General features: G+C 72.4%; 15 protein-coding genes. 10 read left to right on the top strand and 5 right to left on the bottom strand.

What is annotated here, in order from left to right; translation table 11 throughout:
- Nucleotides 1-278 precede the first annotated feature (278 nt).
- Complete coding sequence (locus IF37_RS0125195; RefSeq protein ID WP_030746810.1) at nt 279-1,508, bottom strand: acyl-CoA dehydrogenase family protein; 1,230 nt, start codon at nt 1,506-1,508, stop codon at nt 279-281.
- 170 nt (nt 1,509-1,678) lie between these two features.
- Here IF37_RS0125195 and IF37_RS0125190 point away from each other — a divergent pair, with 170 nt between their 5' ends.
- Nucleotides 1,679-2,323 (top strand): TetR family transcriptional regulator, encoded by a 645-nt coding sequence (locus tag IF37_RS0125190; RefSeq protein ID WP_030746806.1) that lies wholly within the window; start codon nt 1,679-1,681, stop codon nt 2,321-2,323.
- 28 nt (nt 2,324-2,351) lie between these two features.
- Here the strand turns inward: IF37_RS0125190 and def are convergent, their stop codons facing one another.
- Complete coding sequence (def, locus tag IF37_RS0125185) at nt 2,352-2,891, bottom strand: peptide deformylase (RefSeq protein WP_030746803.1); 540 nt, start codon at nt 2,889-2,891, stop codon at nt 2,352-2,354.
- 153 nt (nt 2,892-3,044) lie between these two features.
- Here def and IF37_RS0125180 point away from each other — a divergent pair, with 153 nt between their 5' ends.
- The 8 genes from IF37_RS0125180 (at nt 3,045) to rocD (ending at nt 10,304) form a co-directional block, all read left to right on the top strand.
- Nucleotides 3,045-4,283 carry a MurT ligase domain-containing protein gene (locus IF37_RS0125180; protein WP_030746800.1) on the top strand — a complete coding sequence of 413 codons (1,239 nt, stop codon included), beginning with the start codon at nt 3,045-3,047 and terminating at the stop codon, nt 4,281-4,283.
- Nucleotides 4,284-4,304: 21 nt separating this feature from the next.
- Complete coding sequence (locus IF37_RS0125175) at nt 4,305-5,033, top strand: type 1 glutamine amidotransferase (RefSeq protein WP_030746797.1); 729 nt, start codon at nt 4,305-4,307, stop codon at nt 5,031-5,033.
- 201 nt (nt 5,034-5,234) lie between these two features.
- Nucleotides 5,235-6,260 carry a 6-phosphofructokinase gene (locus IF37_RS0125170; RefSeq protein ID WP_030746794.1) on the top strand — a complete coding sequence of 342 codons (1,026 nt, stop codon included), beginning with the start codon at nt 5,235-5,237 and terminating at the stop codon, nt 6,258-6,260.
- A gap of 106 nt (nt 6,261-6,366) precedes the next feature.
- Nucleotides 6,367-7,317 carry a cytochrome c oxidase assembly protein gene (locus IF37_RS0125165; protein ID WP_030746791.1) on the top strand — a complete coding sequence of 317 codons (951 nt, stop codon included), beginning with the start codon at nt 6,367-6,369 and terminating at the stop codon, nt 7,315-7,317.
- Nucleotides 7,318-7,430: 113 nt separating this feature from the next.
- Complete coding sequence (locus IF37_RS43805; RefSeq protein ID WP_030746788.1) at nt 7,431-7,598, top strand: hypothetical protein; 168 nt, start codon at nt 7,431-7,433, stop codon at nt 7,596-7,598.
- Between the two features lie 37 nt (nt 7,599-7,635).
- Nucleotides 7,636-8,121 carry an Lrp/AsnC family transcriptional regulator gene (locus IF37_RS0125155; protein WP_030746786.1) on the top strand — a complete coding sequence of 162 codons (486 nt, stop codon included), beginning with the start codon at nt 7,636-7,638 and terminating at the stop codon, nt 8,119-8,121.
- A gap of 156 nt (nt 8,122-8,277) precedes the next feature.
- Nucleotides 8,278-9,087 (top strand): dimethylargininase, encoded by an 810-nt coding sequence (gene ddaH, locus IF37_RS0125150; protein ID WP_030746783.1) that lies wholly within the window; start codon nt 8,278-8,280, stop codon nt 9,085-9,087.
- Nucleotides 9,087-10,304, top strand: coding sequence for an ornithine--oxo-acid transaminase (rocD, locus tag IF37_RS0125145; RefSeq protein WP_030746780.1), 1,218 nt, complete (start codon nt 9,087-9,089; stop codon nt 10,302-10,304). Before ddaH ends, rocD begins: the two co-directional genes overlap by 1 nt.
- Before the next feature lie 50 nt (nt 10,305-10,354).
- On the opposite strand, the gene IF37_RS0125140 is transcribed toward rocD, so the two are convergent.
- Together IF37_RS0125140 and IF37_RS0125135 are read right to left on the bottom strand one after the other, a co-directional pair.
- Nucleotides 10,355-10,981: a DUF305 domain-containing protein gene (locus IF37_RS0125140; RefSeq protein WP_030746778.1), complete on the bottom strand. Its 627-nt coding sequence runs from the start codon at nt 10,979-10,981 to the stop codon at nt 10,355-10,357.
- Nucleotides 10,982-11,077: 96 nt separating this feature from the next.
- Nucleotides 11,078-11,476 (bottom strand): DUF6153 family protein, encoded by a 399-nt coding sequence (locus tag IF37_RS0125135; protein WP_030746775.1) that lies wholly within the window; start codon nt 11,474-11,476, stop codon nt 11,078-11,080.
- Between the two features lie 309 nt (nt 11,477-11,785).
- Between IF37_RS0125135 and IF37_RS0125130 the strand changes: the two genes are divergently transcribed.
- Nucleotides 11,786-12,556: a 1-acyl-sn-glycerol-3-phosphate acyltransferase gene (locus IF37_RS0125130; protein ID WP_052845361.1), complete on the top strand. Its 771-nt coding sequence runs from the start codon at nt 11,786-11,788 to the stop codon at nt 12,554-12,556.
- Between the two features lie 158 nt (nt 12,557-12,714).
- Here IF37_RS0125130 and IF37_RS0125125 read toward each other — a convergent pair whose 3' ends face one another.
- Nucleotides 12,715-14,310, bottom strand: coding sequence for an alpha/beta hydrolase (locus tag IF37_RS0125125; RefSeq protein WP_030746771.1), 1,596 nt, complete (start codon nt 14,308-14,310; stop codon nt 12,715-12,717).
- Nucleotides 14,311-14,366 lie beyond the last annotated feature (56 nt).

Here is a 14,366-nt window from a genome sequence, read left to right as displayed (position 1 = left end):
CGCGCGCTGGCTGTCGCGGCGCGGGCCGTCCGACGCGGCGGCCCTGCGGCGGTCCGGCCTCGCGTCCTGAGCCGGCCGCCCGCCCCGCGGAGGGCGGGGTCGCGGGGTCCATGACGCCCGGGCGGGGCACAGGGTCCACAGCGCCGGGGCGGGGCCGCACGGTCCATGACGCCGGGGCAGGGGGGCCGGCTGATGCCTTGGGTGCCTTGGGGGCCGCACCCGGGGTGCGGCCCCGCGGCGCGGGCGCGAGGTCCCGTCCGGGGGCGGGCGGGAGCCGCCTACCGGATCGGCATCCCGGCCAGGGTGCGGGCGATGACGAGCCGCTGGATCTCGCTCGTGCCCTCGAAGATGGTGTAGATCGCGGCGTCCCGGTGCATCCGCTCCACCGGGTACTCGCGCGTGTAGCCGTTGCCGCCCAGGATCTGGATGGCCTGCGCGGTCACCTCCTTGGCGGTCTCGCTGGCGAACAGCTTCGACATCGACCCCTCGGCGGCGGTGAACTGCTTGCCGTTGACCGCCATCCACGAGGCGCGCCAGACCAGCAGACGGGCGGCGTCGATCCGGGTCCGCATGTCGGCCAGTTGGAAGGCCACGCCCTGGTTGTCGATGATGGGCCGCCCGAACTGCTCCCGGGTGCGGGCGTAGTCGAGGGCGACCTCGTAGGCGGCCCGGGCGGTGCCGACGGCCATCGCGCCCACGGCCGGCCGGGACGCCTCGAACGTGGCCATCGCCGCGTTCTTCACCCGCTCCCCGCCGCCGGCCTTCGCCTTCTCCCGGGCCCGGGCGAGCCGCTCGTCCAGCTTCTCCTTGCCGCCGAGCAGGCAGGAGCCGGGGACGCGGACGCCGTCGAGGATGACCTCGGCGGTGTGCGAGGCGCGGATGCCGTGCTTCTTGAACTTCTGCCCCTGGGACAGCCCGGCCGTCCCCGGCGGGACGATGAAGGAGGCGTGGCCCTTGGAGCCCAGCTCCGGGTCGACGACGGCGACGACCACATGGACATTGGCGATACCGCCGTTGGTCGCCCAGGTCTTCGTACCGTTGATCACCCACTCGTCCGTGGCCTCGTCGTACACGGCCCGTGTACGCATGGAGGCGACGTCGGAGCCGGCGTCGGGCTCGGAGGAGCAGAACGCGGCGACCTTGACGTCGTTCTGGTCGCCGTACATCTGCGGGATCCAGGTGCCGATCTGCTCCTCGGTCCCGTTGGCGAGCACGCCGACGGCGGCGAGGCCGGTGCCCACGATGGACAGGGCGATGCCCGCGTCGCCCCAGAACAGCTCCTCCATGGCCATCGGGATGCCGAGGCCGGTGGGGTCGAAGTACTGCTGCGCGTAGAAGTCGAGGGAGTAGATGCCGACCTTCGCGGCCTCCTGGATGACGGGCCAGGGGGTCTCCTCGCGCTCGTCCCACTCCGCCGCCGCCGGGCGGATCACGTCGGCGGCGAAGCCATGGAGCCAGTCCCGGACTTCCCTCTGTTCGTCGTTCAGCTCCATGGTGAACTCGGCCATGTCCCCTCCAGCGCGGCAGTACAAATGCTACTAGCGGTAACAGGAGTCTGTTACCGACCGGTAGGAAAAGTCAACCGCCGCTGTCGCCTCGGCATCCCGTTCGATGTCAGGGGCCCGGTCAGTGTTAGTTTGCGCAAGCGTCACCGAATCAGCACGGGTGGGGAGAGCACATGGACACCACACAGCGGACCGACCAGCAACGGTCCGCCGACCGCCGACGGCGGGAGTTGCTGGAGGCCGCCGACCGGGTGGTGCTGCGCGACGGCCCGCAGGCGTCGATGAACGCGATCGCGGCGGAAGCGGGTATCACGAAGCCGATCCTGTACCGGCACTTCGGCGACAAGGGCGGCCTTTACGCGGCCTTGGCCAAGCGGCACACCGACGCCCTCCTCGACTCGCTGCGGGCCGCGCTGGACGCTCCCGCCGACCGGCGGGAGCGGGTCGAGTCCACGCTGGGGACCTACCTCGCCGCGATCGAGGCGCGTCCCCAGGTGTACCGGTTCCTGATGCACCCGGCCGAGGGCGGCCAGGGCGGCGACCAGGGCTTCGACGTCGGCAAGCACTCCGCACCGCTGCTGCGGCGGATGGGCGAGGAACTGGCCCAGGTCATCGAGGAGCGGGTGGACCTCGGGCCGGGGAGCCAGCAGCTGGCCCGGGTGTGGGGGCACGGCATCGTCGGGATGATGCACGCCGCCGGGGACTGGTGGCTCGGCGAACGCCCCTGCTCCCGCGCCGAGCTGGTGCGCTCCCTCGCGGACCTGCTGTGGGGCCGGCTCGCCGCCGCCGGGGACCGGGTGGGCGGCCCCGGGTTCTGACGCTCCGCCTTCCCCCGGGCCCGCCCCCTCACCGGTACCACGCGGCCCGCCCTATCCGCCTGTCCAGCCTGCGCCGGCGCCACCCCGTGAGGCGGTCCGCGTAGACCCGGCCCTCCAGGTGGTCGCACTCGTGTTGCAGACAGCGGGCGAAGAAGCCGGTGCCGTGCACGGTGACCGGCTCCCCCGTCACCGTGCGGCCCTCGACCACCGCGTGGTCGTACCGCTCCGTCCCCGCCTCCAGGCCCGGCAGGGACAGACAGCCCTCCGGACCCCTGATCACGACCCCGTCCGCCTCGACCAGGCGGGGGTTGACCACATGGCCGAGGTGGCGCACGTCCTCGTCGTCCGGGCAGTCGTACACGAACACCCTGAGACCGACCCCGATCTGGTTCGCCGCCAGACCCACCCCGCGCGCCGCGTACATCGTGGCGAACAGGTCCTCCACGAGGGCCGCCAGACCGGGGCCGAAGTCGGTGACGTCCCGGCAGGGCTCGCGCAGTGCCGCGGCACCGAGCAGGGTGAGGGGCCGGACGCGCCCGCGGGCGCCCGGGATGGAACCGTGTCGCATGGCGGCAAGGGTACGGTTCCTTTCAGCCCATGCCCGCCACGTCAGGCGTGGGCCGGGATTCGGGTGCGGGAATGGATCTCGATAGGCTGAGGTTCACACCACGCTGCCGGATGGCCACAGGCGCGGCGCGTACGCAAGGAGGATCGAGAACTGATGGCAGGCAACTCGGACCCGCTCTCGCCACGGGCCAAGCTGGCCGTGACCGCGGGCAAGGCGGTCGCTGCGGCTTCGCGCGCCGCGGGGCGCGGCAGCGGGTCGGTGATCGGTGGCCGGGTCGCGCTGAGACTCGACCCCGACCTGCTCGCGCGGCTGGCCCAGAACCTGGACGTCGTCCTGGTGTCCGCCACCAACGGCAAGACCACCACCACCCGGCTCATCGCCGAGGCGCTGCGCGCCGCGGGCCCGGTCGTGTCGAACGCGCTCGGCGCCAACATGCCGGCCGGTATCACCTCGGCGCTGGCGGGCGGCTCGGACGCGAAGTTCGGCGTCATCGAGGTCGACGAGAAGTACCTGGCCGGAGTGGCCCGGGACACCGACCCCAAGTGCATCGCCCTGCTGAACCTCTCCCGTGACCAGCTGGACCGCGCCGCCGAGACGCGCATGCTCGCCGAGAACTGGCGTGAGGGCCTGGCCGGCTCCAAGGCGGTCGTCGTCGCCAACTGCGACGACCCGCTGGTGGTCTGGGCCGCGTCCTCCTCGGCGAATGTGATCTGGGTCGCGGCCGGGCAGATGTGGCAGGAGGACGCCTGGTCCTGCCCGTCGTGCGGTGGCGTGATGCAGCGCCCCGGCGACGACTGGTACTGCGGCCAGTGCGGTTTCCGCCGGCCCACGCCGAGCTGGGCCCTCTCCGGTGACCACGTGCTCGACCCGCACGGTTCCGCCTGGCCGATCCACCTCCAGCTGCCGGGCCGCGCCAACAAGGCGAACGCGGCCAGCTCCGCGGCCGTCGCCGCCGTCTTCGGCGTGCCGCCGCAGGTCGCCCTGGAGCGGATGTACCAGGTGCAGGCGGTGGCCGGCCGGTACGACGTGGTCCAGTTCCAGGACCGGGACCTCAGGCTGCTGCTGGCCAAGAACCCGGCCGGCTGGCTGGAGACGTTCTCCCTGATCGACCCGCCGCCGGCCCCGGTGATCCTGTCCGTGAACGCCCGTTCGGCAGACGGCACCGACACCTCCTGGCTGTGGGACGTCGACTACACGCGGCTGACCGGCCACCCGATCTTCGTCATCGGCGACCGGAAGCTGGACCTCGCCGTCCGCCTGGAGGTGGCGAACCAGCACTTCCAGGTGTGCGACAACCTCGACCAGGCCGTGCAGATGTGCCCGCCGGGCCGGATCGAGGTCATCGCGAACTACACCGCGTTCCAGGACCTGCGCCGCCGCGTCGGCAACTGATCTTCGAAGGGCGACCACCTCATGAGCGACAACCAACTGCGGCTGGTGTGGATCTACCCGGACCTGCTGAGCACCTACGGCGACCAGGGCAACGCCCTCGTCGTGGAGCGGCGGGCCCGGCAGCGCGGCCTGGACGTGGCCCGGCTCGACGTGCGCAGCGACCAGCCGATCCCGACCTCCGGCGACATCTACCTGATCGGCGGCGGCGAGGACCGTCCGCAGCGGCTCGCCGCCGAGCGGCTGCGCCGGGACGGGCACCTGCACCGGGCGGTGGAGAACGGCGCGATCGTCTTCTCCGTGTGCGCCGGCTACCAGATCCTCGGCCATGAGTTCATCAACGACCTCGGCCAGCGCGAGCCCGGCCTCGGCCTGCTCGACGTGGTGTCGGTGCGCGGCGAGGGCGAGCGGTGCGTCGGCGACGTGCTGGCGGACATCGACCCGCAGCTCGGCCTGCCCCAGCTGACCGGCTTCGAGAACCACCAGGGCGTCACCCACCTCGGCCCCACCGCCCGCCCCCTCGCCCAGGTGAAGATCGGCAAGGGCAACGGCACCGGGGACGGCACGGAGGGCGCGTACAACGGCACCGTCTTCGGTACGTACATGCACGGGCCCGTCCTCGCCCGCAACCCGCTCATCGCCGACCTGCTGCTGAAGCTGGCGCTCGACGTGAACGCGCTGCCGCCGATCGACGACCGCTGGTACGAGGCGCTGCGCGACGAGCGCATCGCCTCCGCCGAGCAGCCCGCGTAACCGTCCTCCAGCGGGATCCCGGCGTGCTCCGGCGGACTCCCGGCGGGCCCGCCTGACGGGCCGTCCGCTCACATGTGCGGGCGCGTCCAGCAGGCGGACGCCCGCTACGGAGCAACGCCCTCCCGCCGGTAGGGTGGCCGGGAATCCGCCGGACAACGTGGTCCGGTATACCCGGCCCACGTTGAGAAGGTATTACGGGCTATGCGCATTGGTGTCCTCACGTCCGGCGGCGACTGCCCCGGCCTGAACGCCGTCATCCGGTCCGTCGTGCACCGTGCCGTCGCCGACCACGGCGACGAGGTCATCGGTTTCCGGGACGGCTGGCGGGGCCTCCTGGAGTGCGACTACCTGAAGCTCGACCTCGACGCCGTGGCCGGCATCCTGGCCCGCGGCGGCACCATCCTCGGCTCCTCCCGGGTCCGTCCGGAGCACCTGCGGGACGGGGTGGAGCGGGCCAGGGGCCATGTCGCGGAACTGGGTCTCGACGCGATCATCCCGATCGGCGGTGAGGGTACCCTGAAGGCGGCCCGGCTGCTGTCGGACAACGGGCTGCCCATCGTGGGCGTGCCCAAGACCATCGACAACGACATCGCCGTCACCGACGTCACCTTCGGCTTCGACACGGCCGTCACCGTGGCCACCGAGGCGCTGGACCGGCTGAAGACCACCGCCGAGTCCCACCAGCGCGTCCTCATCGTGGAGGTCATGGGCCGGCACACCGGCTGGATCGCGCTGCACTCCGGCATGGCGGCCGGCGCCCACGCCGTCGTCGTGCCCGAGCGGCCTTTCGACATCGAGGAGTTGGCGAAGAAGGTCGGCGAGCGGTTCGAGGCGGGCAAGCGGTTCGCCATCGTCGTGGCCGCCGAGGGGGCCAAGCCCCGGCCCGACACCATGGAGTTCGACGAGGGCGGCAAGGACGTCTACGGGCACGAGCGCTTCGCGGGGATCGCGCGGCAGCTCTCGGTCGAGCTGGAGCACCGGCTCGGCAAGGAGGCCCGGCCGGTGATCCTCGGGCATGTGCAGCGGGGCGGCACGCCGACGGCGTACGACCGGGTGCTGGCGACCCGGTTCGGCTGGCACGCGGTGGAGGCGGTGCACCGGGGCGAGTTCGGCCGGATGACGGCGCTGCGCGGCACGGACATCGTGACGGTGTCGCTGGCGGAGGCCGTGGAGACGCTGAAGACGGTGCCCGCGGAGCGGTACGACGAGGCGGAGTGCGTGCTGTAGCGCCCCTCGGACGGCACGGCTGCCCCCGGTCGCGGAGACGACCGGGGGCGGTTCTACTCTTGGGGGCGGACAACTCGCACAACCCCCATGAATCAGGAGCCGGCGGATGGATCACAGCGGGCACGGCATGACCATGGATCTGCCGCCGTTCACGCTGGGGCGAGGGCTCGAGTGGTCGGCGGACCCCTTCTTCCTGGTCGCCTGTCTGGCCGGGCTGGCTCTCTACGGCTGGGGCGTCGTACGGCTGCGGCGGCGCGGTGACGCGTGGCCGGTGACGCGTACGGTGTCGTACGTCGTCGGCGTGCTCACCATCGTGCTGGTGATGTGCACCAGGCTGAACGACTACGGCATGGTCATGTTCAGCGTGCACATGGTGCAGCACATGGTGATCAGCATGCTGTCGCCGATCCTGATCCTGCTGGGCGCCCCGGTGACACTGGCGCTGCGCGCCCTGCCGACCGCCGGCAAGGGCCGCAAGGGCCCCCGTGAGCTGCTGCTGATGCTGCTGCACAGCCGGTACATGCGGATCATCACCCACCCGGCGTTCACCATCCCGCTGTTCATCGCGAGCCTGTACGCCCTGTACTTCTCCCCGCTGTTCGACTTCCTGATGGGCTCGAAGGCCGGGCACATCGCGATGATGGTGCACTTCCTCGCGGTCGGTGTGGTGTTCTTCTGGCCGATCATCGGTGTCGACCCGGGCCCGCACCGGCCGGGCCACCTGATGCGCATGCTGGAGCTGTTCGCTGGCATGCCGTTCCACGCGTTCTTCGGCATCGCGCTGATGATGGCGTCGACGCCGATGGTGAAGACCTTCGAGAACCCGCCGGCCTCGCTCGGCATCGACGCGTTGTCCGACCAGAGCGCGGCGGGCGGCATCGCCTGGGCGTTCAGCGAGATCCCCTCGGTGCTGGTGCTCATCGCGCTGCTGTTCCAGTGGTACGGCTCCGAGCAGCGGCAGGCCAAGCGCAAGGACCGGGCCGCCGACCGGGACGGTGACAAGGAGCTGGAGGCGTACAACGCCTACCTCGCCTCGCTGAGCGCGCGCGAGGGCTGAGCGCGGCCGGTCGCGTCCGGGCTGTCCCGGCCGCCGTATCCCGTCCGCCGTATCCCTTCCGGGCGGAATCCGGGGCACCATGGTCATGGACGGACCATGAGGAGGGTGCCGCGATGCCCGGTTCCACGAACGGTTCCACCAAGGCGATGGGGGCGATGACCGTCGGCGGGCTCGTCCTGGTGACGGCCTACACGGTCGCCCTGGGCAGCAACGGCTGGCTGTGGTTCGGCTGGGTGGTGCTGGGGCTGCTCACCCTCGCCCTCGTCGTCACCCAGTCGTAGGACCGCCGGCGCGGGCCTGGCTGATTACAGTGCCCGCATGAACAGCAGGGCTGCGTCCTTCGACGACCTCGACGGCAAGATCATCACCGCGCTCATGGCGAACTCCCGGACCAGCTTCGCCGAGATCGGCGCGGTGATCGGGCTGTCCGCCACGGCGGTCAAGCGGCGCGTGGACCGGCTGCGGGAGACCGGGGTGATCACCGGGTTCACGGCGACGGTCAAGCCCTCGGCCCTGGGCTGGCGCACGGAGGCGTACGTCGAGGTGTACTGCGAGGGCGCGGCCCCGCCCCGGCGGCTGGCGGAGGTGGTCCGCAACCATCCGGAGATCGCGGCGGCCATGACGGTGACCGGCGGCGCCGACGCGCTGCTGCACGTGCGGGCCCGGGACGTGGAGCACTTCGAGGAGGTGCTGGAGCGGATCCGCGCCGAGCCGTTCATCCGCAAGACGATCAGCGTGATGGTGCTGTCCCATCTGCTCCCGGAGAGCCCGGAGGCGGGCGCCACCCACGTGGCACCCGAGTGACCGGCCCGGCGGCGCGCAGCGGTCCTGCGCGGCGCGCGGAGAGAACGCAGCGAAGCTGCGCGTCCGCGCAGCCTTTCTCGCTTGTCGTCCGTATTCCTCCCTTCCTACCGTGGTGACATCCCTCAGTGACACACAGGAAACCGGAGGAAACCCTCTGTGTCCGACGTGCGTGTGCCGCGTACCCGGCGCTTCCTCGTCTGCGAGCCCAGACACTTCGCCGTGCAGTACGCGATCAACCCCTGGATGCACCCCGACCGGCCCGTCGACGTGGACCTGGCCCAGGAGCAGTGGCAGTCGCTGATCCGCGCCTACCGGGCCCACGGCCATACCGTCGACGCCGTCGAGCCGGTCCCCGGCCTGCCGGACATGGTGTTCGCCGCCAACGCGGCCTTCGTGGTCGGCGGCCGGGTCCTCGGCTCCCTGTTCCACGCTCCCGAGCGGCGCCCGGAGTCGGCGCACTACGACACCTGGTTCCAGACGGCGGGGTACGCCGTGCACCGCCCCGGATCGGTGACCGAGGGAGAGGGCGACCTCGTGTGGACGGGCCGGTACGTGCTCGCCGGCTCCGGGTTCCGCACCACCCGCGAGGCGCACCGGGAGGCACAGGAGTTCCTGGGCCACCCGGTGATCGGGCTGACACTCGTGGACCCGTACTTCTACCACCTGGACACGGCGCTGTTCGTCCTCGACGACGACAACGTCTGCTACTTCCCGGAGGCGTTCTCGGCGGGCAGCCGGGAGGTGCTCAGGCGGCTGTACCCGGACGCGGTGCTCGCCACCCGCGAGGACGCGCTGGCGTTCGGCCTGAACTCCGTCTCCGACGGCCGCAACGTCTTCATCGCGCCCAGGGCCGAGGCGCTCGCCGAGCGCCTCGCCGGCCACGGCTATGTCCCCGTCCCCGTCGACCTGTCGGAGTTCCACAAGGCCGGCGGTGGCATCAAGTGCTGCACCCAGGAGATCCGCTGATGACCGCACCCGCGCGCACCCGTACGTCCGACGAGCTGATCCGTGCGGAGGAGCCGGTCCTCGCGCACAACTACCACCCGCTGCCCGTGGTCGTGGCCCGGGCCGAGGGCACCTGGGTGGAGGACGTCGAGGGCAACCGCTACCTCGACATGCTGGCGGGCTACTCGGCCCTCAACTTCGGCCACCGCCACCCGGCGCTGATCGAGGCGGCCCACCGCCAGCTGGACCGGCTCACGCTCACCTCCCGCGCCTTCCACAACGACCGGCTGGCCGAGTTCGCCGAACGGCTCGCGGAGCTGACCGGCCTGGACACGGTGCTGCCGATGAACACCGGCGCGGAGGCGGTGGAGAGCGGTGTCAAGGTGGCCCGCAAGTGGGCGTACGACGTGAAGGGCGTCCCGGCCGACCGGGCGACGATCGTGGTCGCGGCGGAGAACTTCCACGGCCGTACGACGACCATCGTCAGCTTCTCCACGGACGAGACGGCCCGCGCCGGCTTCGGCCCCTTCACGCCCGGTTTCCGGGTCGTGCCGTACAACGACCTGGCCGCGCTGGAGACGGCGGTCGACGAGACCACGGCCGCCGTGCTGCTCGAACCCGTCCAGGGCGAGGCGGGCGTGATCATCCCGGACGACGGCTATCTCGCCGGGGTGCGGGAGTTGACCCGGCGCGCGGGCTGCCTGTTCATCGCGGACGAGATCCAGTCGGGCCTCGGCCGCACCGGCCGCACCCTCGCCGTCGAGCACGAGGACGTCGTCCCGGACGTGCTGCTGCTCGGCAAGGCGCTGGGCGGCGGCATCGTCCCGGTGTCGGCGGTGGTGGCCCGGCGCGAGGTGCTGGGCGTGCTGCACCCGGGCGAGCACGGCTCGACGTTCGGCGGCAACCCGCTCGCCGCGGCGGTCGGCACGGCCGTGGTCGAGCTGCTGGAGACCGGTGGGTTCCAGCGCCGGGCTGCCGAGCTGGGGGTGGTCCTGCGGGACGGGCTGACCGAGCTGATCGGCCGGGGCGTGACCGGGTTCCGCGCGCGCGGGCTGTGGGCCGGCGTGGACGTCGACCCGGCCCTCGGTACCGGCCGCGCGATCAGTGAGCGTCTGATGCGCGAGGGCGTCCTGGTCAAGGACACCCACGGCTCGACGATCCGGATCGCGCCGCCGCTGACCATCACGGCGCCGGAGCTGCGGTCGGCGCTGGCGGCCCTGGAGAAGGTGCTGGCCTGAGACCGGGCGGGCGGGGGCCGATGGCGTACCGGCCCCCGCCCGCCGTGCCGTCAGCCCGTCCCGAGCAGTCCCTTCATCTCCCGGATCTCGGCGTTCTGCGCGGTGACGATGGCGTCCGCCATCCTCTTGGCGGCGCCGCTGCGGCCCTTCCGCTTCTCGGTGGCGGCCATCTCGACGGCGCCCTGGTGGTGCTGGACCATCAGGGACAGGAACCGGGTGTCGAAGTCCTTGCCGCCGGCCTTCTTCAGGGCGGTCATGTCGGCCTCGCTCATCATCCCGGCCATGCCGGACATACCGGAGTGCTGCGAATGATCCATGCCGGCCATGGGGGCGTCCTCGCCCCAGGACTTCAGCCAGCCGGTCATGGTGCGGATCTCCGGGTCCTGCGCCTTCTCGATGCGGGCGGCGAGGTCCTTCACCCGCGCCGAGGAGGCCCGGCCGTCGGCGAGCCGCGCCATCTCCAGGGCCTGCTGGTGGTGCGGGATCATGCCCTGGGCGAAGGCGACGTCCTGGGCGTTGTGCGCGCCGGCCGACGCGTCCGGCGTGGCGGAGGCGCCATGGCCGCCGTGGGCACCGGCGCCACCGTCGCCGTCACCGCCGCAGGCGGTCAGGACGAGGGCGGAGGTCAGGGCGACGGCGCCGAGGGCGGCACGGCGCGTCAGGGTACGGCTGGTCATGCTGGTGACTCCTGTCGAACTGAGGGGATTTCGGGCACGCGTGCGCACGGTCGCGCCCCCTGCGCACGGCAGGGCGGACGCGGCCGGTCGCGGCCTCTAGATCCGCAGGAGTTGGAGTTCGGCGAGGTCGGGCGGGGCGCGGGCGCCGTCCGGCGCGGTGGCCGGCCCGTCGACCGGGCGGCGGACCGGCGCCGGAGGGGTCACCGGGTCGGGTACCGGTGCGGGCAGCCGCGGTCCGCCGTCCACCGCGCCCGAGGCGCAGCCGGGGTCGGCGTGGTGCAGCCGGTGGCCACCGCAGTGGCCGTCTGGGCCGGGGCAGTCGTCGACGGCGTCGAGCACCACCGCCATGTGCGTGCCGCGCGGGTGCTCCGCGTGGCCCGCGCCGCCCCCCGGGGCCAGGGCGTGCATGCCCAGCAGCCCGATCAGCAGCGCCAGCACGGACAGCGCGCGGTGCCGCCGGAGCGGTCGCCGGAGGTGCTGTCCCGTGGTGCGCATCGGGGCCATCGTACGGGGGCGACCGCACAGCGCGCGGAGCGGCCCCACCGACGCGGGCGCGCCCCCGGGATCCCACCCTCCCGGCCCCCTCCTACGGCAACGGGGCGGGTGCCACACCACCCCGGTGCCCACCCGGGGGCCGGATCGTGGCCGCTGGGCGGTTCCGGCGGGGTGACGGTGGGGGGCGGCCGGGTACCGGTCCGGTGGAACGGGGCACCAGATGAGGGCAGGGGCGCGCGGGCCGGTCGTTCGGCCCGTGGGCCGGACAGCCGCCGGTCCGCCGCCGGCCTGACGGAGTGAGGTCGAGCCGTGTTCTACCACCTGCTCAAGTACGTGCTGCTGGGACCGCTGCTCAGGCTGGTCTTCCGGCCCCGGATCGAAGGACTGGGGCACGTGCCCGCGGCGGGCCCGGCGATCGTCGCCGGCAACCACCTGTCCTTCTCCGACCACTTCCTGATGCCGGCGATCCTCAGGCGCCGCATCACCTTCCTCGCCAAGGCGGAGTACTTCACCGGTGGCGGGGTGAAGGGCCGGCTCACCGCGTTCTTCTTCCGCAGCGCCGGGCAGATCCCGGTGGACCGCTCCGGGAAGGAGGCGGGGCAGGCCGCGATCCGTGAGGGCCTGGAGGTGCTGCGCCGGGGCGAGTTGCTCGGCATCTACCCGGAGGGCACGCGTTCGCACGACGGCCGGCTGTACAAGGGCAAGGTCGGGGTCGCCGTGATGGCCCTGACGGCGGGCGTCCCGGTGGTGCCCTGCGCGATGATCGGCACGTTCGAGGCCCAGCCGCCCGGCCGGGTCGTGCCCCGGATCCGCCCGGTGACCATCCGCTTCGGCGAGCCCCTCGACTTCTCCCGCTACGCGGGCATGGAGCACGAGAAGGCCGTCCTGCGGGCGGTCACCGACGAGATCATCTACGTGATCCTCTCCCTGTCCGGGCAGGAGTACGTCGACGAGTACGCGGCCGTCGTCAAGGAACGGCAGGCCGGCCGGGCGCGCGGGAGCGCGGGTTCCCACCGGCGTCGCTCGACTGACCTCCGCCGGGCGCGGAAGACCCGCACCGGGCACCGCCACGGTGTCTAGGGGATTTGTTCGGATCAGTCCGGGTCGGGCGAGTACGCCCGGCACGGCGCTCCCCCGGTCTTCGGCCGGGGGCACCCCATACCGCGACCCGGGTACGCCCGGCACGGCCGAGGGGCGGCCGGGAGTCCCGGCCGCCCCTGGTCACCGTGCCGGTGCCGTCACGGCTTGGGCGTGGCGTGCGGGGCGCAGGTCACGTCCGCGCCGTCCAGCGTGCCGTGCAGCAGATAGGCGTCGACGCGCTGGTTGACGCAGGGGTTGACCAGGCCGGTCACGCCGTGGGAGCCCGCGTCCCGCTCGGTGATCAGCCGGGAGCCCTTGAAGCGCTTGTGCAACTCGACGGCGCCGCCGTACGGGGTGGCGGCGTCCCGCGTGGACTGCACGATCAGCACCTTCGGCAGGCCACGGTGGGTGGTGACCTCGACCGGGGTCCGCTGCTTGGCCGGCCAGGTGGCGCACGGCAGGTTCATCCAGGCGTTGGACCAGGTCAAAAACGGGTAGTCGCGGTGCAGCCGGGTGTTGTCCCGGTCCCAGCGCTGCCAGCTGGTGGGCCACTTGGCGTCGGTGCACTCGACGGCCGTGTAGACGGCGTTGGAGTTCTCCGAGGAGATGTTGCCCGCGGTGTCGGACAGGTCGGGGGCCGCCGCGTCGATCAGCGCCTGGGTGTCGCCGGCGACGTACTTGCCGAAGACCGTGGCGACCGGCACCCAGGACGAGTCGTAGTACGGCGCGCTCTGGAAGAAGGCGAGCAGCTCGGCCGGGCCGACGACCCCGCCGATCGGCTGCCGCTTCGCCGTGGCGCGCAGCTTGAGCCACTGGGACTGGACGGCGGCACGGGTGGTGCCGAGGTGGAAGGCGGCGTCGTTGGCGGCGACCCAGTCCTGCCAGTCCTTCCAGCGGCCCTCGAAGGCGACGTCCTGGTCCAGGTTGGCCTGGTACCAGACCTTCTCACGGGAGGGGTTGGTCACGCTGTCCACGACCATGCGGCGCAGGTGGCCCGGGAAGAGGGTGCCGTAGACGGCGCCGAGGTAGGTGCCGTAGGAGACACCGAGATAGTTGAGCTGCTTCTCGCCCAGCGCGGCCCGGATGACGTCCAGGTCGCGGGCGGTGTTCGGCGTGGTCATGTGCGGCAGCATCCGGCCGCTGCGCTCGGCGCAGCCCTCGGCGTACTCGCGGGCGAGCTTGCGCTGCGCGGTCTTGTCGGCCTCGCTGTCGGGCACCGGGTCCATCTTCGGCGCCTTGACGAACTCCTGCGGGTCGACGCAGGAGATGGGGGCGGAGTGACCGACGCCGCGCGGCTCGAAGCCGACGAAGTCGTAGGCCTTGGCGACGTTCACCCAGACGGGGTTCTTGTTGGTGACCCGGGCCGGGAAGCGCAGGCCGGAGCCGCCGGGGCCGCCCGGGTTGTAGAGGAGCGCGCCCTGGCGCTCCTGCGGCGTGCCGGTGTTGCCGACGCGGTCCACGGCGATCTTGATCTGCTTGCCGTAGGGGTGGGCGTAGTCCAATGGCACACTGACCCAGCCGCACTGGATGGGCTTGGCCAGCCCCCAGTCGGCCGGACAGTCCTGCCAGTGGATGCCTTCCTCGGCGGCCCGGGCGGCGGCGATCCCGGCGCCCTTGGCCTCCCGGTCCGGTCCGGGCCGGGACGCGGCGCCGGCGGTGGGCGCGGACACCGCGCCGGCGACCAGGGTGGCGGTGACGAGTACTCCGGCGGAACCGAGCGCCAACAGGCGTCTCTTCGGTCTGTTCTCCCTCAAGTGGGGCCCCTCCCGTGCCTCAACTGCGGATGTTCAGGCGGGGATCGTCTCCGCTG

Source organism: Streptomyces sp. NRRL S-31, from assembly GCF_000718775.1.
Taxonomy (GTDB): Bacteria; Actinomycetota; Actinomycetes; order Streptomycetales; family Streptomycetaceae; genus Streptomyces.
This window is presented reverse-complemented; position numbering and strand designations above follow the sequence as displayed.

Excerpts from the sequence above, each read along its gene's own strand:
- IF37_RS0125195 (WP_030746810.1), bottom strand. The coding sequence starts at position 1,508 with ATGGCCGAGTTCACCATGGAGCTGAACGACGAACAGAGGGAAGTCCGG.
- IF37_RS0125190 (WP_030746806.1), top strand. The coding sequence starts at position 1,679 with ATGGACACCACACAGCGGACCGACCAGCAACGGTCCGCCGACCGCCGA.
- def (WP_030746803.1), bottom strand. The coding sequence starts at position 2,891 with ATGCGACACGGTTCCATCCCGGGCGCCCGCGGGCGCGTCCGGCCCCTC.
- IF37_RS0125180 (WP_030746800.1), top strand. The coding sequence starts at position 3,045 with ATGGCAGGCAACTCGGACCCGCTCTCGCCACGGGCCAAGCTGGCCGTG.
- IF37_RS0125175 (WP_030746797.1), top strand. The coding sequence starts at position 4,305 with ATGAGCGACAACCAACTGCGGCTGGTGTGGATCTACCCGGACCTGCTG.
- IF37_RS0125170 (WP_030746794.1), top strand. The coding sequence starts at position 5,235 with ATGCGCATTGGTGTCCTCACGTCCGGCGGCGACTGCCCCGGCCTGAAC.
- IF37_RS0125165 (WP_030746791.1), top strand. The coding sequence starts at position 6,367 with ATGGATCACAGCGGGCACGGCATGACCATGGATCTGCCGCCGTTCACG.
- IF37_RS43805 (WP_030746788.1), top strand. The coding sequence starts at position 7,431 with ATGCCCGGTTCCACGAACGGTTCCACCAAGGCGATGGGGGCGATGACC.
- IF37_RS0125155 (WP_030746786.1), top strand. The coding sequence starts at position 7,636 with ATGAACAGCAGGGCTGCGTCCTTCGACGACCTCGACGGCAAGATCATC.
- rocD (WP_030746780.1), top strand. The coding sequence starts at position 9,087 with ATGACCGCACCCGCGCGCACCCGTACGTCCGACGAGCTGATCCGTGCG.
- IF37_RS0125140 (WP_030746778.1), bottom strand. The coding sequence starts at position 10,981 with ATGACCAGCCGTACCCTGACGCGCCGTGCCGCCCTCGGCGCCGTCGCC.
- IF37_RS0125135 (WP_030746775.1), bottom strand. The coding sequence starts at position 11,476 with ATGCGCACCACGGGACAGCACCTCCGGCGACCGCTCCGGCGGCACCGC.